General features: G+C 68.2%; 19 protein-coding genes, 1 pseudogene and 1 other annotated feature. Of the genes and pseudogenes, 10 read left to right on the forward strand and 10 right to left on the reverse strand.

Going from position 1 to position 19,630, the window contains the following annotated elements; translation table 11 throughout:
- The 4 genes and pseudogenes from RT123_RS01475 to RT123_RS01490 all read left to right on the forward strand — a co-directional run.
- A pseudogene (locus RT123_RS01475) lies at positions 1–295 on the forward strand (hypothetical protein); the annotation flags it as partial.
- Positions 292–636 (forward strand): DUF952 domain-containing protein, encoded by a 345-nt coding sequence (locus RT123_RS01480; RefSeq protein ID WP_313007235.1) that lies wholly within the window; start codon positions 292–294, stop codon positions 634–636. The pseudogene RT123_RS01475 and the gene RT123_RS01480, both read left to right, overlap by 4 nt.
- A complete protein-coding gene (locus tag RT123_RS01485) occupies positions 633–1,679 on the forward strand; it encodes a quinone-dependent dihydroorotate dehydrogenase (RefSeq protein WP_313007236.1) in 1,047 nt (348 codons plus the stop codon). The genes RT123_RS01480 and RT123_RS01485 overlap by 4 nt, the downstream gene beginning before the upstream one ends.
- A 70-nt stretch (positions 1,680–1,749) precedes the next feature.
- Entirely contained in the window at positions 1,750–3,636 is a 1,887-nt protein-coding gene (locus RT123_RS01490) for an ATP-binding protein (protein WP_313007238.1), read from the forward strand.
- On the opposite strand, the gene RT123_RS01495 is transcribed toward RT123_RS01490, so the two are convergent.
- Positions 3,612–4,043, reverse strand: coding sequence for a very short patch repair endonuclease (locus RT123_RS01495; RefSeq protein ID WP_313007240.1), 432 nt, complete (start codon positions 4,041–4,043; stop codon positions 3,612–3,614). The two genes, RT123_RS01490 and RT123_RS01495, sit on opposite strands and share 25 nt — an antisense overlap.
- Positions 4,044–4,091: 48 nt before the next feature.
- Positions 4,092–4,577 (reverse strand): peroxiredoxin, encoded by a 486-nt coding sequence (locus RT123_RS01500; protein WP_039244844.1) that lies wholly within the window; start codon positions 4,575–4,577, stop codon positions 4,092–4,094.
- Between the two features lie 129 nt (positions 4,578–4,706).
- Here RT123_RS01500 and RT123_RS01505 point away from each other — a divergent pair, with 129 nt between their 5' ends.
- Entirely contained in the window at positions 4,707–5,276 is a 570-nt protein-coding gene (locus RT123_RS01505) for a YqgE/AlgH family protein (RefSeq protein ID WP_313007243.1), read from the forward strand.
- Positions 5,277–5,299: 23 nt separating this feature from the next.
- On the opposite strand, the gene RT123_RS01510 is transcribed toward RT123_RS01505, so the two are convergent.
- The 5 genes from RT123_RS01510 to RT123_RS01530 form a co-directional block, all read right to left on the reverse strand.
- Positions 5,300–6,151, reverse strand: a complete 852-nt coding sequence (locus RT123_RS01510) for an outer membrane beta-barrel protein (protein WP_313007245.1) — start codon at positions 6,149–6,151, stop codon at positions 5,300–5,302.
- Positions 6,152–6,290: 139 nt separating this feature from the next.
- Positions 6,291–7,991, reverse strand: a complete 1,701-nt coding sequence (locus RT123_RS01515; protein WP_313007247.1) for a protein kinase domain-containing protein — start codon at positions 7,989–7,991, stop codon at positions 6,291–6,293.
- A 43-nt stretch (positions 7,992–8,034) separates the two neighbouring features.
- Positions 8,035–9,702 carry a putative bifunctional diguanylate cyclase/phosphodiesterase gene (locus RT123_RS01520; protein ID WP_045809768.1) on the reverse strand — a complete coding sequence of 556 codons (1,668 nt, stop codon included), beginning with the start codon at positions 9,700–9,702 and terminating at the stop codon, positions 8,035–8,037.
- A gap of 31 nt (positions 9,703–9,733) precedes the next feature.
- On the reverse strand, positions 9,734–10,312 hold the full coding sequence (locus RT123_RS01525; protein WP_313007250.1) for a GNAT family protein: 579 nt from the start codon (positions 10,310–10,312) through the stop codon (positions 9,734–9,736).
- 37 nt (positions 10,313–10,349) lie between these two features.
- Positions 10,350–10,937: a helix-turn-helix domain-containing protein gene (locus RT123_RS01530; RefSeq protein ID WP_313007253.1), complete on the reverse strand. Its 588-nt coding sequence runs from the start codon at positions 10,935–10,937 to the stop codon at positions 10,350–10,352.
- 65 nt (positions 10,938–11,002) lie between these two features.
- On the opposite strand from RT123_RS01530, the gene RT123_RS01535 reads away from it, so the two are divergent.
- The 4 genes from RT123_RS01535 (at position 11,003) to RT123_RS01550 (ending at position 16,252) form a co-directional block, all read left to right on the forward strand.
- Positions 11,003–11,839: a metal-dependent hydrolase gene (locus RT123_RS01535; protein WP_313007254.1), complete on the forward strand. Its 837-nt coding sequence runs from the start codon at positions 11,003–11,005 to the stop codon at positions 11,837–11,839.
- Positions 11,840–11,915: 76 nt separating this feature from the next.
- Positions 11,916–13,412 carry a DUF1800 domain-containing protein gene (locus tag RT123_RS01540; protein ID WP_313007255.1) on the forward strand — a complete coding sequence of 499 codons (1,497 nt, stop codon included), beginning with the start codon at positions 11,916–11,918 and terminating at the stop codon, positions 13,410–13,412.
- On the forward strand, positions 13,409–14,602 hold the full coding sequence (locus RT123_RS01545) for a DUF1501 domain-containing protein (protein WP_313007257.1): 1,194 nt from the start codon (positions 13,409–13,411) through the stop codon (positions 14,600–14,602). Before RT123_RS01540 ends, RT123_RS01545 begins: the two co-directional genes overlap by 4 nt.
- A gap of 49 nt (positions 14,603–14,651) precedes the next feature.
- Positions 14,652–14,715, forward strand: a sequence feature (sul1 is cis-regulatory element that is thought to sense ions involved in sulfur or methionine metabolism; They are found in Alphaproteobacteria).
- A gap of 58 nt (positions 14,716–14,773) precedes the next feature.
- Positions 14,774–16,252, forward strand: a complete 1,479-nt coding sequence (locus RT123_RS01550) for a SulP family inorganic anion transporter (RefSeq protein WP_313007267.1) — start codon at positions 14,774–14,776, stop codon at positions 16,250–16,252.
- A 4-nt stretch (positions 16,253–16,256) separates the two neighbouring features.
- On the opposite strand, the gene RT123_RS01555 is transcribed toward RT123_RS01550, so the two are convergent.
- Positions 16,257–16,466: a hypothetical protein gene (locus RT123_RS01555; RefSeq protein ID WP_055753991.1), complete on the reverse strand. Its 210-nt coding sequence runs from the start codon at positions 16,464–16,466 to the stop codon at positions 16,257–16,259.
- 239 nt (positions 16,467–16,705) lie between these two features.
- Here RT123_RS01555 and RT123_RS01560 point away from each other — a divergent pair, with 239 nt between their 5' ends.
- On the forward strand, positions 16,706–16,918 hold the full coding sequence (locus RT123_RS01560) for a cold-shock protein (protein ID WP_008260410.1): 213 nt from the start codon (positions 16,706–16,708) through the stop codon (positions 16,916–16,918).
- 659 nt (positions 16,919–17,577) lie between these two features.
- Here RT123_RS01560 and RT123_RS01565 read toward each other — a convergent pair.
- Positions 17,578–18,132 (reverse strand): NADPH-dependent FMN reductase, encoded by a 555-nt coding sequence (locus tag RT123_RS01565; RefSeq protein WP_271041816.1) that lies wholly within the window; start codon positions 18,130–18,132, stop codon positions 17,578–17,580.
- 65 nt (positions 18,133–18,197) lie between these two features.
- Positions 18,198–19,412, reverse strand: coding sequence for a pitrilysin family protein (locus tag RT123_RS01570; RefSeq protein ID WP_313007263.1), 1,215 nt, complete (start codon positions 19,410–19,412; stop codon positions 18,198–18,200).
- Positions 19,413–19,630 lie beyond the last annotated feature (218 nt).

Consider the following 19,630-nt stretch of genomic DNA (forward strand, 5'->3'; position numbering starts at 1 on the left):
GATGTGGAAGTCCGCGACGAGGACGCCCTACAACGCTCCCTCCGACGTGATCCGCCGCTTCGTCGAGGCCAGCGAGGACGAGGCCGGCTGCCTGCTGATCCTGGCCCACAATCCCGGCGTCCACGTGCTGGCCGCCGAATATCTGATCGAAAGCGCCGCCTCGCCGGCCGTGGTGGACAAGCTGTCGGCCGGCTTCCCGACCGGCGCCGCCGCCCTATTCAGCGTCGATGTGGCGGGGCGCTGCACCTACGAAGGCTTCCTGACGCCGCGGTCGCTGGGCGCGCCATCCGCATGACAGACGTCGCCTACAAGATCGTCGACGCCGCCGAATGGCGCGCCGCCGTCGCCGAGGGCCGCTATGATGGCGCCCCGGTTGATCTCGCCGACGGCTACATCCACATGTCCACCCAGGCGCAACTGGCCGAAACTGCACGGCGGCATTTCGCCGGGCGCGGCGACCTGCTGCTGCTGACCGTCGATCTCAGCGGGTTCGGCGACGACCTGATCTGGGAGCCGTCGCGCGGCGGCGATCTGTTCCCGCATCTCTACGCCCCCCTGCCCGTCGGCGCCGTCACGGCCTCGCGCGCCTTCTCGGTCACGGCCGACGGCGAGATGGCGTTCGAGGACGACGCATGAGCCTGACTGATCTCGGCGCAGCCCTGCTGCGTCGGCTGGACCCGGAACAGGCGCACCAAATGGCGATCAAGGGGCTGGCGCTCGCCCCCCTGCCCGCCCCGCCCGCCGACGATCCAATCCTGAGAACACGGCTGGCGGGGCTGGACCTGCCCAATCCGGTCGGTCTGGCGGCGGGTCTGGACAAGAATGGCGAGGCCCTGCGCGGCCTGTCGCGCCTCGGCTTCGGCTTCGTCGAGTGCGGCTCGGTCACGCCCCGGCCCCAGCCCGGCAATCCCAAGCCGCGCCTGTTCCGCCTCAGCGAGGACCGGGCGATCATCAACCGGATGGGGTTCAACAACGCCGGGCTCGACGCCTTCGCCGAGCGGCTGGACCAGCGCCCGACGGGCGTCGTGGTCGGCGCCAATCTGGGAGCGAACAAGGACACCGAGGACAAGGCGGTGGACTATGTCGCCGGTCTGCAACGCCTCGCCGGCCGCGCTTCCTATTTCACCGTCAACATCTCCTCGCCCAATACGCCCGGCCTGCGCGCCCTTCAGGGCCGCGAGCAGTTGGACGACCTGTTGGGCCGTATCGACGCCGCCCGTCCCGCCGCCGGACCCTACCGCGTGCCCGTCTTCCTGAAGATCGCGCCCGACCTGATCGCCGACGAGATCGGCATGATCGTCGAGGCGTCTCTGGCCCACCGGATCGACGGTCTGATCGTGTCCAACACCACGCTGGAACGTCCTGAGAGCCTGCGCTCGCCCGACGCCCACGAGACCGGCGGTCTGTCCGGCGCGCCCATCCGTCCCTTCGCGGAAAAAGCCCTGCGCGCGGCAGCCGAGGCGGCGGCCGGTCGTCTGCCCCTGATCGCTGTCGGCGGCATCGACAGTGGGGCCGAGGCCTATGCCCGCATCCGCTTGGGCGCTTCGGCGGTCCAGATCTATTCCGCCCTGATCTATGAAGGCCCCGGCCTGGTCGCCCGCATCAAGCGTGACCTGGCAGCCCGCCTGCGCGCCGACGGCTTTTCCACAGCCGCCGAGGCGGTCGGCGCGTCCCGTTGACGGAGCGTTAGTGTCGATAGGCCTAGGGTGACCGATGCGAGCGATCTGCGTTCGTCATTCGAGGGCCTGAATGAAATCGACCGCCGTCGATATCGCTGAAAGCAGCTGGACCGCCGCCGTTCGTCAGCGCACGGGCGCGGCGGTGCAACGGGTCGTGGCGGCGGCGGCTGTCGCCCTGGTCGTGACCCCGATGGTCGGGGTGCCGTTCACCCTCGGCTGGGTCGTCCTGTATATGGCGGTCCAGGCCATGGAGGTGGTCGTCTATCGACCGATCCTGAAAGGTCCCGACGAGCTTTCGACAGGCCGCAAGCTGGCGATCCTGGCCGTCGTCTTCGCCAATTCGACCGTCTTCTCCTCGCTTTCCCTGGTACTGTGGTGGATCGGCGGCGCGTTCGGCGGTGTTTGCGCCGTCCTGATGCTGACCGCGGTCATGCTGACGGCGATCGTGAACGCCACCCGATGCCAAGCCGTGATGGTCGCCGGCCTCGCACCCCAGGTCGGCTTCCTCTTGGCGACCCCCTTCTTCGTCTATGCGCTGCACGCCCCCGGCCCGCTGGTCATGTCGGCCGCAGCGGCCGTGGTGCTGTTCACCTTCTATGTCGCCATCACCGGCCAGCGCATGGTCGAGGCCAGCGTCACCGTCGTTCGCGCCCACGCCCTGGCCGAAGAATCCCGTCTCAGGGCCGAGCGCAGCCTGGCCGACCACACCACCTTCCTGGCCGCGATCGGCCATGACCTGCGCACCCCGATCGGCGCGATCCTGGCCGGCGCCGCCGAGTTGCGCGCGCCCGACGCCCAGTCGCGCAACAGCGCCAACCTGATCACCGACGCCGGCCTGATGATGAAGGCCCTGCTGGACGACCTGCTGGACCACACCCGGATAGGCGCCGGACGGATGACGGTCGAGGCCAAGGATTTCGACCTGCGGCAAATGCTGGCCCAGACGCTGATGCTGTGGCGCGGCGTCGCCGACGCCAAGGGTCTGAAGCTGCGCATCGAGGGCGCCTCGGCTATGCCCCGCCACGTCAAGGGCGACGTCATGCGCATCCGTCAGGTGCTGAACAACCTGATGTCCAACGCCATGAAGTTCACCGAGCAGGGCCAGATCACCCTGCGGGTCCAGGCCTGGCCCGAGGAACCGTCGGGATACGCCCTGCTGTTCGAGATCGTGGACACGGGTCCGGGCATGACGAGCGATCAACTGGCCCGCCTGTTCACCCCGTTCGACCAGACCGCGGACGGCGTCTCCGCCCGCTACGGCGGCTCGGGCTTGGGGCTTGCGATCAGTCGCAACCTGATCGACCTGATGGGCGGCCGACTGACCGTGCGCAGCGCGCCGGGTCAGGGCTCGCGCTTCACCGTCTCGCTGATCCTGCCGCGTGGCGACGAGGCGGCGCAGATCGTCGAGGTCGTCGATGAAAGCCGCTTGGACATCGCCCGCTCGCTGACGCCCTCAGGCGCGCCCGCGCCCCAGCCCGCGTCCGTCGCCCCTTCGCCCGCACCTGAGCCCGAGCCAGTCGCCGCGACGCCTGCGGCCGCCGACGAGGCCGCGGACCAGCCGCTGCGCCTGCTGGTCGTGGACGACCACGACATCAACCGCCGCGCGGTCCAGCTGATCCTTCAGCCGCTGGGCTGCGAGATCACCACCGCCGCCGACGGCATGATCGCGCTGGAACGCTGTCAGGAGTCGGTGTTCGACGTCATCTTCATGGATGTCCGGATGCCCGAGCTGGACGGGCGCGAGACGACGCGTCGTCTGCGCGCCGGCGGCGGACCGAACGCCGCCACCCCGGTCGTCGCCGTCACCGCCGACACCGCGCCCGAGGACGTCGCGGCCTGTCAGGCGGCCGGCATGGCCTATTTCGTCTCCAAGCCCCTGACGCCCCCCGCCCTGATCGGCGCCTTGCAGCACGTCCTGAACGACACCGCCGCTCAGGCCGCGACCGAGGCCGCCTGACCCCGGACGCCCGCGACAAGGCGCGCGGCGAAATCAGGCTGTTTCATCTCGCATTCCCAGACGACGACCACGCGCCAGGCCGACGCCTCCAACGCCGTCACGGCTGCAGAGTCGCGCACGCGGTTGCGGTCAATCTTGGCGATCCAGTAATCGGCGTTGGTCTTGGGCTGGCGTGATCCACGGGCGCAATCATGGCCGTGCCAGAAGCAGCCGTGGACGAACAGGGCGACCTTGCGGCCCTTCATCACCACATCCGGGCGACCCGGCAGGCCCATGCCGCCCAGCCGATAGCCGATCCCGGCCGCACGCAGGATCCTGCGCACGGCCAGTTCCGGCGACGTGTTCCGCCCCTTCACGCGACGCATCACAGCGCTGCGCTTCTCGGGGCTGAACACATCCGAGTTCACGATCAATCCACGCTCAAGTAGCGAAGCGGTAGCGTGGATTGATCCAATTTAGAGCTGCGCCAGCAGATGCTCGGCCGAGGACACCTTGAACTCGCCGCCCTGTTCGATGTTCAACTGCTCGACCACGCCGTCCTTGACCAGCATGGAATAGCGCTGCGAACGTTCGCCCAGGCCGAAGCCCGAACCGTCCAGCACCAGACCCAGGGCGCGGGTCAGCTCGCCGTTGCCGTCGGCCAGCATGACGATGCTGTCGTCGGTGATGCCCTGGCTCTCGCCCCAGGCCTTCATGACGAAGGCGTCGTTGACCGAGATGCAGGCGACCGTGTCGACGCCCTTGCCCTGGATGTCGGCCAGGTGATCCTTGAAGCCCGGCAGGTGGCGCGCCGAGCAGGTCGGTGTGAAGGCGCCGGGCACGGCGAACAGGGCCACAGTCTTGCCGGCGAAGATGTCGTCGGTGCTGACGGGCTTGGGGCCCTCGGCGGTCGCTTGGGCGAGGGTTGCATTGGGGATGCGATCGCCGATCTGGATGGTCATGTCTGTCTCGCTGAGGTTTGAGGCCGGCGCGTTTGAACGGCCGTGTGCGACACATAGACACCACGGGCGACACCGCAAGCGCCGGTTCGGCTTGCTTGCGCCGCTTTCCGGACGGATGATGCCAGGATCATGAGCGAAGCCTCCACCCTGACCGGCAGACTGCTGGTCGCCATGCCCGGGATCGACGACGCCCGGTTCGAACACGCCGTCATCCTGATCTGCGCCCACGGGCCGGATCACGCCATGGGCTTGCGGCTGGATCGACCGGCGCCGGGCGTGGATCTGAAGACGGTTTTGGACAAGCTGCACGCGCCGGCGCCCGATCAATCCATCGGTCGCGCGGTCCTGATGGGCGGGCCGGTCGAGCGCGAGCGTGGCTTCGTGCTGCACACCGACGACTGGACGGTGGGCGACGACACCCTGGCCTTCGGCGACGGTCTGGCGATGACCGGCACGCGCGAGGCGCTGGCCGCCATGACCGACGAAATCGCCGGCCCGCGCCGTTCGGCCTTGCTGCTGGGCTACGCCGGCTGGGGCGAGGGGCAGTTGGAGGAAGAACTGGCGGACAACGTCTGGCTGACCGCGGACGCCGATCTGGACCTGATTTTCGACGGCGAACACACGTCGAAATGGACACGCGCCCTGGCCCAGCTGGGCGTGGACGCGGCCATGCTGTCGAGCCAAGGCGGCCGGGCCTGAGGCCAGACCGCCCCGATTGACGATTAGAAGCGGTAGTTCATGCCGATGCGGAACATGTGCGTTCCGAACTTGCCGTTGCTGCGCACCATGTCCGTGCCCGTCGTGTTCGGGGCCAGGACGAACGGGTTGGTGGCGGGCGCCGTGCCGCGGCCGACGCGGATGACTGGGCTGTCGACGTCCAGCGAGGTGTAGAGGTATTCGCCGCTGACCGTCAGGCCGCGACCCAAGGCGTATTCCACGCCGCCGCCGGCCTGCCAGCCGTCGCCGTCATCGCCTTCGCTAGTCTCGGTGAAGCTGTTGGCCAGGTTCGACGTGCGGAAACGGTTTTCAAACTTGCCGTAGGCGTAACCGCCGGTGCCGTAGATCAGCGCCGGGCCGACTGCATAGCCCAGCTTCAAACGGGCGGCCGCCGTGCTCTGCAGCTCGCGCGTGAAGGTGTAGAAGGCCGGGGTGGTCGAGAAGCCGGTCACCGAATCCTGGACGTTGTTGACGCTGTATTCGGCCAGGGCGCCGACGACGAAGTTGCCGAACTGCATGTCGTAACCGGCGCGAACGCCCGCCTCGACACCATCATTGTCATCACGGCAGCCGGTGCCGGGCGCAGTGCTGGTCGCCATACCGCCGCAAAAGCCGGGGCTGAAGGCGTTGGCGCCGACGGTAGCGGGAGCGACGGGCGCGGTGGTGACCTGGTCGCCATAGATGCCATCGAGGTTGCGGTCGAAGCGCAGGATTTCGTCGCCGTCGTCGTTCGACTGGTTGTAGCCGCCGAAGATGCCGATGTAGGGGCCGGACCAGTCGGGGGCGACGGACTGGGCCAAGGCGGGGGTGGAAACCATGGCCAGGGCCAGGGCGCTGCAGGCGAGGGTCTTGATCATTTGGGGAGGCTTTCGTGCCGAAATTGCGGGCGCGACATCCCCGCTCGCCGTCACAAAAGCCGAAGGCGGCCACAGGTTCCCTCCAGTTCCCATCGCCAAATGTCGCACATCCAAAGGCTTCGATTGAACGTAGGCCGGCCTACCGCGTCGCCATCGACACCAGAAAGGCGATCAGCAGGATCAGGCTTATCCCTTGCCAGAACCGCACCGGATCGCGCTCGATCAGGGACAGCTGGCGCGGCGGCGGGGCGGCGACAGCGCTGCCGGTCTCCAGCACATGGATCAGTTCCTCGACATCCTCGAACCGCTCGTTCGGATCGACAGCGACGGCGCGCATGATGGCCGCCTCCAGCCAGGCGGGCATATCCGGCCGGTGTCGCGTCGGCGGCGCGGGCGCCCGGTCAAAGCGCGGCGCATCGGCCGGATCCACCTCGCCCCACGGATAGGTTCGGGTGAACAGGCGATACAGCGTCACTCCCAGGGCGAACTGATCCGTGGCGGCGTCGCCGCTCCCGCCGGCATACATTTCCGGCGCCTTATAGCCGGCGGTGCCGGGCGCCTCGGCCTCGGCGAACTCCTCGGCCAGCCGCAGGCGCGCGACGCCCAGGTCGACCAGTTTCAGCCCGCCCTGTGTCTCCAGGATCACATTGTCCGGCTTGATGTCGCGGTGCGTCACTCCCGCCCGGTGCAGGGCCGACACGGCGCGCGACAGGCGCAGCGCCACGCCGATCCCGTCGCCGATCTCGAACGGCCCTTCCTGGGCCAACCGCGCATGCAGGGTCTGACCGGCATGGAAGGGCTGGGCGATATAGAGGCGGCTCTGCCGACCGGCGTCCAGGCTCAGGACCTTGCCGACGAAGGGGCTGTCGATGCGCCGCCCGATAAAGGCTTCGCGCAGAAAGGCGGTGCGCGCGCCGCGCTCGGACAACACGGCGGGCTTGGGAAACTTCAGCACCACCATGCCCGCGTCGCCCAGCGTATCCTTGGCCAGGAACAGGGTCGTATAGCGCCCGTCCGCCACGACCCGCTGAAGCGCGAAACCGTCAACGTTGTCGCCGACGGCGGGCGGCGGCAGGATGACCAGTCCTTCCGCTTCGGCGGTGATCGCCTCCCAGTCGGGCGCGCCGGTGCGGACCACGTCGATGACGATGGCGGTGGCGTTGTCGCGCGGCCCCGCCGCCTCGACCTCGGCCAGGATCGCCCTGGCGTCCGCATCGGGCGAACTGCGCCGTCCCAACAGGCTCGCGATCGCCGCATCGGCCAGCACCCCATGCACCCCGTCGGTGGTCAGCAGCAGCCGGTCGTGCGCCTCCAGTCGCACTTGCCGGACATCCAGCTTCACATCCGCCTCAATGCCGACGGCGCGGTACAGCACATGGCTCAGCCCCTGCTGGGCGCGCGTGTGGTCTTCGGTCAGCCGCGTCAGAACGCCATCGCGGAAATGCCAGGCCCGGCTGTCGCCCACATGGAGCGCCGTCGCCTCGCGCCCACGCAGGATCAGGGCCGTGAACGTCGTCGCCGCCCCCTCCATGGCCGGATCGATCCGCCCCCGCGAATGGAGCCAGCGGTTGAACCCCCTCAGCGCCTTGATCCCGTTGGCGGCGATGCCGTTCAGGGGGTTCTGATCCAGATAGCCGTCGATGAAGCTGCGCGTCGTCAGCTCCGCCGCCATCCGCCCGGCCTTGGACCCCGACACCCCGTCGGCGATCACCGCCACCACCCCATGCTCGCGCTGCTCGGCCGCCGTGCCGATATGGACGCCGCCGAAGTCCTGATTATCCGCCTTGGGCCCCTGCAAGGTCGCAAAGCCGGCGGCGATCTCCAGTCTGGCGTCGGTCATGGGCGGAACTGTCGACCTTGGCTCGCTCGCTTTACAGCGATGTTTACGCCGACCGCTGCTTCAGCGGGGCCGTGCCGTCGGCCAGGCTTTCGGCCAGATAGACCTCGGCCTCCTGCGCCGGCAGGGCGGGGGCATAGCCGAAGCCCTGGCCGTAGTGGCATTGGGCGTCCAGCAGCAGGCGGGCCAGTTCGGCGTTCTCCACGCCCTCGGCGACAACTTCCAGCGACAGGTCGCGGCCCAGGTTGACCACCGACTTGACGATCTTGGCCGAGCCTTCGTCCTTGTTCATCGTCAGCACGAAATAGCGGTCGATCTTCAGCGTATCGAACGGCAGGCGAGCCAGATAGGACAGGGACGAGAAGCCGGTGCCGAAGTCGTCCAGCGCCAGCGAGGCCCCGACGTCCTTCAGCGATTGCAGCACCTCGGCGGCCCGCGCGGTGTCGCGCATGATGTCGCCCTCGGTGACTTCCAGCTTGAGCGCGCCCTTGGGCAGGCCTGTCTCCTTGATGATGCGCGCCACGTCCTCGCACAGGTGCGGGCGCTCGATCTCGCCAACCGAAAGGTTAACGCTGCAGAACAGCTTGCCCGCCAGCGGATGGCGTTCGATCCATTCGGCCAGCTGACGCGCCGATTGGGTCATCATCAGCAGGCCCAGGTCGTTCATCATGCCCAGGTCGGCCGTCAGGCCCAGGAACTCGTCCGGCGGCACCAGACCCCGGCGCGGGTGACGCCAGCGCGCCAGCGCCTCGAAACCGGCGACGGCCCCCGTGTTCAGGTTCACGATCGGCTGGAAGAAGGGCACGATCTCGCCGCGCACGAAGGCGTTCCTCAGATCCGCCTCCAGCGCCAGACGGCTCAAGCTGTCGCTTTCCAGCGCCCGGCCATAGGCGGCCGACCCGCCGCGCCCGGCGCCCTTGGCCGATTCCACCGCCAGCTCGACCCGGCGCAACAGTTCGGCGGCGTCGGGCGCATCCGGCCCGCCCTCCACCATCACCGCCCCGATTGAGACGGTCGGATAGATGTCGAAGCCCGCGACCCGCAACGGCTGTTCCAGCGCGTCTCGAACGCGATAGCTGGTGTGGGAGGCGGTCTTGGGGACGATGATAGCGAACTCGTCCTCGCCGATCCGCGCGGCCGAGGCGTCCTTGTTGAAGGCGGCGGCGAGGCGCGAACCCAGGGCCGACAGCACAAGGTCGGTCCGCTCATGACCCAGCGCCTCGTTCAGGCGCCGCAGCCGGTCCACGTCGCCGACCACGATCTCATATTCGCCGGGCTGGGTCAGCACCTCGCTGACGCGGGCCAGGAAGGCGCGACGATCCAGAAGGCCTGTCAGGGTGTCGCGGTCCGATCCGGCGAACTTGGTCTCCAGCGCAACGACCCCGGCGGCGCGCAGGCCGTCCTCCAGCCAGACGCCGCGCCATAGACAGGTCTCGGACCCGCGCATGCGCAGACGCACGGCGATCTCGGCCCCCTCGTCCTGGGGTTTGAGCATCCGCTCGGCTAAACTGCGATCCTGCGGCATGGCCAGGGCCACGAATCCGGCGGCCGTGCATTCCGGCGCCAGCGGTCCCAGGCCCAGCGATCGCGTAGCCCCGGTGAAGCGCAGTTCGTCCGCCGCAGGCGTCCAGACCCACAGGGCCGTCTCGGCGGCGGCCAGCGCCTCGATGGCGGTCGTGGCGTCCCAGGCCAGCGATCGGGATCGTGGTGTCACGCGTCTCGCCCTTCCAGACGGCCCCCGGCCGTCAACGCTCGTCCTCGACCAGGCCGAACAACAAATGGTCTGCCCACTCGCCGTTAATTTTCAAATAAGCGCGAGCCCGACCTTCGTTGCGAAAGCCGGATTTCTCCAGCACCCGTCGCGAGCCGTGGTTGGTGGGCAGACAGGCCGCCTCCAGCCGGTGCAGCTTCAGCTTGTCGAACGCGTATCCGACCACGGCCCGAACGCCCGCCGTCGCCACGCCCTGACCGGAAAACGGCTGACCGATCCAATAGCCAAGCGTCCCCGTCTCGGCGACGCCGCGCCGCACGTTCGACAGGGTCACCGCCCCCGCCAGGGTCTTGCCGTCCTGCACGAAGACGAAGAAGGGCCAGGCGTTGCCCAGCTCCATCTCGCGCGCATAGATCGACAGCCGGCGCCGGAAGGCCGCCTTGGTCAGGTCGTCGTCGGGCCAGGCCGGCTCCCACGGTTGCAGATAGTCGCGCGAGCCGTCGCGCAGCGTGGACCAGGCGGCGTAGTCGGCGGCGCGCGGCGGGCGCAGCAGCACGCCGTCCCCCCGGATCACGGGTCCGGCCACATCGCTCATCCAGTCCAGAAGCGCCATCGATGGGGACTATAGCATCAAGATTCGGCTCTGAACCTTACGGTTCGGCCAAAAGTGTCGCTGTCAGCTTCAGCGCCAGGTCGCGGCCCAGTCCCTCGGGCGCGCCCAGCATCGGCGTCAGGATGTCCCCGATCAGCCCCTCGGCGAAGGCCATATAGGCCGCCGTCACCACCAGGGCCTTGGCCCGCTCGGTCGCCTTGGGATCATCGGGCGCCATGGCCGCCAGCCGTTCGGCCAGATCACGCACCACCTCGGCGAAGCTTTCCGCCCGGCCCTGCTCGCGCGCCAGCGCCAGCCAGGCCGCCATCTGCGAGGCCCCGCCCGGCCCGAAGGCGTCGAACACCACGCTCATCAGCCGCCCCGGCTCGACGCCGTCGCGCCCTTCTCCCATCCCCTCGTTCAGGCCAGCCTCGATCCGCTGCGCCAGGTCGCGCACCATCGCATCCATCAGCGCGCCCTGAAGCCCGGCCGCCGAGCCGAAATGATGGATCAGATTGGCGTGCCCCACGCCCATCCGCTCGCCCACCGCCTTCAGCGTCACCGCCGCCGGCCCGCCCGACAGCAACAGGTCGCGCGCCGCCTCCAGCGCCTCTTCGCGCGCCACCGCCCCGCGTCGCCGCTTCACTGGACCATTAGTTGACATTGATGTCAGTTAACTCCATCATCCGCTCGAAATCGAGGAGCAGAACCATGGCGAAATCCGCCACCCCCGCCGACCTCCAGATCAAGCCGCGCGACCTGCATATCGACCGCGAGGCTCCGACGCCACGCTGGTGGCTGAACGGCGACCCGTTTGGCACCGCCGTGATGAACGCCCTCAGCCTGACCTTCCCCGACGGCGAGCGGTTCTTCATCCAGTCGGTCAAGCGGTTCGCCAAGGACGCGCCTCCGGCCCTGGCCGCCGACATCCGCGCCTTCACGGTTCAGGAGGGCGCCCACACCCGTGAACACATCGCCTTCAACGCCATCACCGCCCGCGCCGGCTATCAGACCGCCGAGATCGAGGCTTACGTCACCGCCCGTCTCGACATCGCCCGCGCCCGTCCCGCCTTGGCCCAGCTGGCGGCGACCATGGCGCTGGAGCATTTCACCGCCGCCTTCGCCCATCGGCTGCTGGCCGATCCGGAGCTGCTGAAGGGCTCTCCCCACGACCTGGCTCGCCTTTGGCGCTGGCACTCCATCGAGGAGATCGAGCACAAGGGCGTGGCCTATGACGTCTTCCTGCACGCGACCCGGGACCTCAGTCCGCTGAAGCGCTGGCGCATCCGACGCTGGGCCATGTTCCTGACGACGCTGCTGTTCACCCGCACGGTGCGCGAGACGACCTTCAAGCTGCTGAAGCAGGACGGCATCGTCGGCTGGCGCGCGCGTCTGGGCCTGTTCCGCTGGCTGTGGCTGAAGCCGGGCCTGTATCGCCGGATGATCGGCGACTACCTGGCCTTCTACAAACCCGACTTCCATCCTTGGCAGATCGACGACCGCGACCTGATCGCGGACGCGGAGGCCGGCCTGGCCCAACCGGCCTGACTCTCAAATCCGACCCCGCGACGGAGTTTTCGCCCGAAGGCGTTACAATGTGCGGGGGACGGACGAGGAGAAGGCCATGGCTTCATCACCGACCGACGCCGCCGTCGCCCTGACCCGCCTGGGTCTGGGCGCCCGGCCTGGCGAGATCGACCGCGTCGCCGCCGATCCGCGCGGCTGGGTCACTGCCCAGATTCGTCGCCAGGGCGCGCCACAGCCTTCGGGCCAGTTCGCCGACACCGCCGAACGCGTCGCCCAATATATCGACTATCAGAGCGACGCCGGCCTGGTCCGCCGCGACCGACGCGCCGCCGCTCCGGCGACGGCCGAGGCCGCACCCTCCCCTGCCCCCGCTCCAGGCATGCCGGACGCCGCCGATCCGCAGGCCGTCGCCCGGCGCGAAGCCCGTCAGGCCGCCCGCCGCGACATCACCCAGGACACGGCGCAGGAGTTCCTGGCCCGCGCCCAGCTGGGCGCGACCACCGACGACGGTTTCGCCGAGCGCTGGGCCCTGTTCTGGTCGAACGCCCTGACCGTCTCGGCCGCCAAGTTCGCCAGCGGCGCCTTCGTGGGCCAATACGAGCGCGAGGCCATCCGCCCCCACGTCTTCGGCCGGTTCGAGGATCTGATCCTGGCCGCCGAACAGCATCCCGCCATGCTGCTCTATCTGGATCAGGCCCGCTCGGTCGGTCCCGACAGCATGGCCGGCGCGCGCCGCAACGCCGGTCTGAATGAAAACCTGGCCCGCGAGATGATGGAGTTGCACACAATCGGCGTTGACGGGGGCTACACCCAGGCCGACGTCACTGAACTGGCGCGCGCCCTGACCGGTTGGTCGATCCCCGCCGCCCGCGATCAGCGTCAGCCCAACCGTCCGCGCCGCGCGCGCAACATGGCCGCCCAGGCCGAGCCCGGTCCGGATGGCTTCGTCTTCCGCGCCAATGTCCACGAACCCGGCGCCCGCAGGGTGATGGGCAAGACCTATCCGGCGGCGGGCCTGGCCCAGGGTCAGACCATCCTGCGCGACCTGGCCCGGCATCCGGCGACGGCCAAACGCCTGTCGCGCCGTCTCGCCGCCCATTTCGTCGCCGACGATCCGCCGCCCGCCCTGGTCGCACGGCTGGAAGCGGCCTGGACCGGCTCAGGCGGCGATCTGTCCCAGGTCGCCCGCGCCCTGATCGAGGCGCCCGAGACCTGGACGCCCCAGCCGGCCAAGATCAAGACGCCCTACGACTTCATCGTCTCGGCCCATCGCGCGCTGGGAACCCGGCCTCAGCGGATCCAGCCGTTGCGCCAGGCCCTGCTCGACATGGGCCAGCCGCTGTTCGCGCCCCCGTCGCCCGAGGGCTGGCCCGATACGGCCGCCGACTGGGCCGGTCCTGACGCCCTGGTCAAACGGCTGAACTGGTCGCGCACCGCCGCCGATCTGGCGCAAGCGAGCGATCCCAATGCGGTCGCCGCCTCCGCCCTCGGCCCGCGCCTCGGCGAGCGGACCCGCCTCGCCGTCGCCCGCGCCGAAAGCCGGCCCGAGGCCCTCACCCTTCTGTTCATGTCGCCGGAGTTCCAACGCCGATGACCGCCCCCAAAGCAAACCTCAGCATGAACCGCCGCCGTCTGCTGGCCGCCGCCTCCGCCGGGGTTGGTCTGGCCTTCGCCGGACGCGTCGCCGCCCAGACCGGCGGCCCGGCCAACAAGCTGGTCGTCGTCATTGCGCGCGGCGCCATGGACGGCCTGTCCGTCACCGTGCCTTACGCCGATCCGAACTACGTCCCCTTGCGCGGCGGTCTGGCCATCGCCGCACCCGGGGAGGCGAACGGCGCCCTGGCCCTGAGCGAAGGCTTCGGCCTGCATCCGGCGCTCGCCGGCCTGCACGCCCTCTATGATCAGGGTCAGATGCGGTTCGCCCCCGCCGTCGCCCTGCCCGTGCGCATCCGCTCGCACTTCGACGCCCAGGACGTGCTGGAGAACGGCGGCGAAGGTCTGCGCCAGCAATCCGACGGCTGGCTGAACCGCGCCATCGTCGCGGCCGGCGGAACGTCGCTGAAGGGCCTGTCGATCGGCGCCCAGACGCCCCTGATCCTGCGCGGCGACGCGCCGGTGTCCAGCTGGGCGCCCGGCGGTCTAGTGCGCGACGGCGACCGCATCGCCTCCCTGCTTCAGGACCTCTATGTCGAGGATCCGATGCTGGGCCAGAACCTGGCGCGGGGTCTCGCGACCGAGAAACTGGTCAGCATGGAGGGCGGCGACCAACGCCTGCGCCGCAACGACGTCCAGGGCCTGGGCCAGACCGTCGCCAGCCTGATGACCGGACCGGAGGGCGCCGACATCGTCGCCGTCTCGCTGGACGGCTGGGACACCCATGCGGGCCAGCGCGCCCAGCTCCAGACCCGGCTGACGGGCCTGGATCAGCTCGCCACGGGCCTGAAAGACGGCCTGGGCGAGACCTGGTCGCGCACGGCGGTCATCGTCGCCACCGAGTTCGGCCGCACCGCCCGCGCCAACGGCACGCAGGGCACTGATCACGGCACTGGTGCCTCGCTTCTGCTGGCGGGCGGGGCGGTCAAGCGCGGCGGCCCCATCGGCGACTGGCCGACCCTGGCCGACAACCGCCTGTTCGAGAACCGCGACCTGGCGCCGACCCTGGATATCCGTTCGGTGTTCAAGGGCGTGTTGCGCGATCACATGGGCCTCGACCGCGCCGCCCTGGACGCCCGCGTCTTCCCCGGCAGCGCCGCCGAAGCGCCGGCCATGGATGGACTGATCTAGCCTTCACGCTTGCTTTTCGCGGCGCAACATCGCATCAGGACGCCATCACCTTGGACCCGGCCCTGTTCGCAGGCGACGGGTGGCTATCCCCGCCGCCGATCCGCTGGGAAACCGAGCCGCCGGAAACCGAAGCATCGGTAAGGCTCATCCAGATGAAATCCTGAAATGTCCATTATCGCCTCCGCGCGCCAGCAATGGCTCGCCAATCCTCGCCGCGATCTTCTGGCGGGGACCGTCGTGGCCCTGGCCCTGATCCCCGAAGCCATCGCCTTTTCCATCATCGCCGGCGTTGATCCCGCCGTCGGCCTCTACGCCAGCGTGGTCATCGCCGTGACCATCGCCTTCGTCGGCGGCCGTCCGGCCATGATCTCGGCCGCGACCGGCGCCATGGCCCTGCTGATGGTCACGCTCGTGCGCGACCACGGGCTGGAATATCTCTTCGCCGCCTCGCTGCTCTGCGGCGTGTTCCAGATCGTCATCGGCCTGCTGAAGCTGGGCCGCTACATCAAGTTCGTCAGCCGCAGCGTCATGACCGGCTTCGTCAACTCGCTGGCGATCCTGATCTTCCTAGCCCAGATGCCCGAGCTGATCGGCCGGGGCTGGATCACCTACGCCCTTGTCGCGGCGGCCCTGGTCGTCATCTACGGCTTCCCCCGCCTTACCAAGGCCGTGCCCTCGCCCCTGGTCGCCATCGTCGCCATCAGCGCCCTGGTGATCGTGCTGAAGCTGGATGTGCGCACCGTCGGCGACATGGGTCAGATGCCGACCAGCCTGCCGATGTTCCATCTGCCCGCCGTCCCCCTGACGTGGGAGACGCTGGTCATCATCGCCCCGATTTCGGCGACCCTGGCCTTCGTCGGCCTGCTGGAAAGCCTGTTGACCGCGAACCTGATCGACGACATCACCGACACCCCGTCGGACAAGGATCGCGAGACGCGCGGCCAGGGCATCGCTAACATCCTGTCGCCTCTCTTCGGCGGCATGGCGGGCTGCGCCATGATCGGCCAGTCGATGATCAACGTCACCTCGGGCGCGCGCGGGCGTCTGTCCACATTGTGGGCCGGCCTGTTCCTGCTGTTTTTGATGCTGGCGCTTCAGACCTGGGTCGCCCGGATCCCTATGGCCGCCCTGGTCGCCGTCATGATCATGGTCTCCATCGGCACCTTCGACTGGTCCTCGGTAATGAAACTGCGCTCCACCCCGCTTCAATCGTCCATCGTCATGATCGCCACCACCGTGACGGTCGTCGCCACCCACGACCTGTCCAAGGGCGTCATCCTGGGCGTGCTGCTGTCGGCGATTTTCTTCATGCGCAAGGTCGGCAAGACCATCGCCGTGACCGAGGTTCCGACGCCGGAACCGGGCGTCCTGCGCTACCGCGTCTCAGGCCAGCTGTTCTTCGCCTCGGCCGATCTGTTCGCCGCCAGCTTCGAGCATCACGGCCAACCCACGCGCGTCGAGATCGATCTCAGCGACGCCCATCTGTGGGATCTCACCGGCGTCGCCGCCGTGGACAAGGTCGTCTTCCGCTACCGCCGTCAGGGCGCGGACGTGCAGGTCACGGGCATGAACGACGCCGCCCGCACCCTGGTCACGCGGGTGGGGCGGTTCGAGAAGATGCATCTGCCGGACGGCGCCGGCGCGCATTGAGCCGTCAGGCGGCGTTGGAGGTCGGTTCGAGGTCGGGCTTGGGCATCTTGCAGATGCGGTTCAGGTCGGCCCGGATCGAGCTGCCCTGGAAGTGCGAGATTTCGGCGCCCGAATAGCCCTCGCCCGACAACGCTTTGACGACATCGCCGGTGTTCAGACAATCGTTGGTCCGAGCGAGCTGGTAGGCGCGCTCCACGACGTGGGTGCGGTTCATGTTGGAAGCCTTTCGTGCCTTCCCACAACGCGCGCCAAGCTAAACCGTTCCCATTATTGGATTTTCGTCCCGCCCGGCCCGCGCTTGCATCTGTCATGAATATCTGCGCACATAGAGCTCGTCGATCTCTCTGCGTAACGCCCACTCTCTCTGCGAACGCACGAGTCAAGGCCGCTCCCATTCAGACCCGACAGGCCGCAGGGACGTTCCCTCGGTCAATTTCTAACGGAGGTCTCAAAATGGCTACCGGCACTGTCAAATGGTTCAACCCGACCAAGGGTTATGGCTTCATCCAACCCGACGACGGCGGCAAGGACGTCTTCGTCCACATCTCGGCCGTCGAAGGCGCTGGCCTGCGCGGCCTGGATGAAAACCAGAAGGTTTCCTACGAGCTGGAACGCGACAAGCGTTCGGGCAAGGAATCGGCTGGCCAGCTGCAAACCATCGGCTGATTTCAGCTTCACAGCTGATCTGGTGACGGCGGCTCCTCACGGAGCCGCCGTTTTCAATTGATCTGCGGCTGGATGCTAAAAGCGGATGATCCGAACGTGTCAGGGGCGATTAGCGAAACCGAGGCGCAACCGCTTTAGGGGTGGCCTTTTAGCCGTTCTGCCGCAGCCTGCATCCGAGCATTCGCTTCCCGCCCCATCTCTCGACATTCCGCCGCAGTTTTTTCAGGGCGGCTAGGGTCTGCGAGACCTTGCTCATACCCCTGCCTAAAACTCGAGACGAGCCAAGTCGGCACTCCTGGAGGTGCCTGATCGGAGGTGAGGCCATCCAACCGCGCCTTGGCACCGACTGGTAGGTGAGCGGCGCACGTGCCGGCGTATCTTCCCAAACCCATGAATGCGGCGACTGCTTCGGCGGTTTCAGGGTTCGCGGGAGTGATGATCGGGGGTCCTGCATTCTGTCCCATAAGGCCGGCACTTAGAAATGCGGCAATAATCATCTTTTTCCCCGTACCGAGCAGAGGGTGGCGGCGGACACCCCGCATGATCCTTACACACTACTAGCTCGTTGGGGAGAGTCGTAACGACGATCATCCGAATAACCGCAACAGGTCGAAGCGAGAAACTGCTTCAACTCTGTCATTGCAGCCCAGCAAACTGTCTCACGCCTTTGTCTTGTCGATCCAGGCGGCGAAGGCGTCGGTGAAGCTTTTCAGGAAGGTCTTGGTGTCGTCCTTCTTCAACTTGCCGTTCTCGTCCAAGAGGTCGGCGACATTGCCGATATAGGCCTCGGGCTGCTGCATCGTCGGCATGTTCAGGAACACCAGCGGCTGGCGCAGGTGGTGGTTGGCGCCGAACGCCGCGACGGCGCCGGGCGAGACGCTGACGATGGCGGCGGGCTTGCCCTGCCAGATGCTGTGGCCATAGGGACGCGAACCGACGTCCAGGGCGTTCTTCAGCGCGCCGGGAATGGAGCGATTGTATTCGGGCGTGACGAACAGCACCGCCGCGGTCGTCGCCACCTCCTCGCGGAACCGCTCCCAGGCCGGCGGCGGGTTGTCGGTCTCCAGGTCCGGGTCATAGAGCGGCAGGTCGCCGATCTCGACCGGCTCGATCTCCAGCCCCGGCTCAGCCAGCGCCTTTAGCTCCATGCCGATGGCGCGCGAATAGGAGCCTTTGCGCAGGCTGCCGACGATCAGGGCGACGCGGACGGTCATGGAAGGTCTCCGGGCTGGACGGGTTCAAGCGCCAGCATAACCGATCCGCGCCCCGGCGCGTTCCCTCAGCCCCCGAACAGAGCCGCCGCAAACGCTTCGCCTGCTGGTGCGGCTGACTTCGGACCCAGGACGGCGCTGGCCGCCTGGCCAGAGGCCAGCACCCGGCCGCCGACCGCGCGAACGTCCTCGATCGTCTGGGCTTCCAGTTGCTCGGTCATCGACAGGCTGGAGCGCGGGGCGCCGAAGATCAGGGTCTGGGCGGCGTTGCGCCCCGCGCGGCTCATCGGATTTTCGTCGGACATCCACAGGCCGGCCTTCATCACCGCCTTGGCGCGCGACAACTCCTTTTCGGTCGGCCCGTTCTCGGCCAGGGCCCGCACCTCGGCCGCCGAGACCTCGGCCAGTTCTTTCGCCCGATCCGCCGCCGCCCCGGCGTAGATGCCCAAGACGCCCGTATCCTCATACGGCTCCTGATAAGCGTCGATGGCGTAGGCCAGGCCCCGCTCCTCGCGCGCGCTCTGGAACAGGCGCGAGGCCATGCCCCCGCCCAGAATCTCGCCGAACAGCCGCATGGCCGAAAGCGCCGGATCGGTCGCCGAAAGCGCCGGCAGTTGGAACACCAGATTGGCCTGTTCGATCTTGCGCGTCAGCTTGGCATGGCCGCCGACGAAGGCGGCCGGCGCGGGCGCGTCAGCCGGCGTCGCGACCGCATCGCCGAACCACCGCTCGGCCAGGGCCAGCAGTTCGGTCTCGTCCACCGCGCCTGAGACCGACACCAGCATACGGTCGGGAGAATACAGCCGCGAACGCCACGCCTCGACCGACGCCTTGTCGGCCGGCTTCAGGCTGGCGACCGAGCCCAGGATGGGGCGGCCCAACGGTTGTTTGGCGAAGGCGCGCGTCTGCACCATCTCGAACACATGGTCGTCAGGCGTGTCGAAGGCCTCGGCGATCTCCTGGGCCACCACGTCCTTCTCGCGCTCAATCTCGGCAGGATCGAGGGTCGGGCGGAACACCAGGTCCGACAGCACCTGCATCGCCAGCGGCAGCGAGCCGTCCAGCCCCCGCACCTCGAAACTGGTCCGCTCATAACCCGTGGAGGCGTTGATCGTGCCGCCCTCGGCCTCGATCCGCTCGACGATCTCGCGCGCGGCCATGTCGCCGGCGCCCTTGAATACCAGATGCTCCAACAGGTGCGACCAGCCGGATCGATCCAGCGGCTCCCACCGCGCCCCGCCCTTGACGGTGACGACGACGGCCAGGGTCTTCAGCCCCGGCATCGGATCGCAGATGACGCGAACGCCGTTGGACAGGGTGTGAAGCGTAGCGGTCAGGACTTTAGTCTTTCCTATCGCCGCGCACGCGGTGCGCGGCTGCTTGAGGACCGTCTTTTTTCATTCGACGGCGAAGCAGGGCCACATAGAAACCCGCAAGCGCGATCGCCAGTCCGAACCATGTCAGGGCGTATCCGAAATGGTTGTTGGAAAAGGCCGCAGGC

Source organism: Brevundimonas vesicularis (assembly GCF_032067225.1).
In the GTDB taxonomy this organism is placed as follows: Bacteria; Pseudomonadota; Alphaproteobacteria; order Caulobacterales; family Caulobacteraceae; genus Brevundimonas; species Brevundimonas vesicularis_F.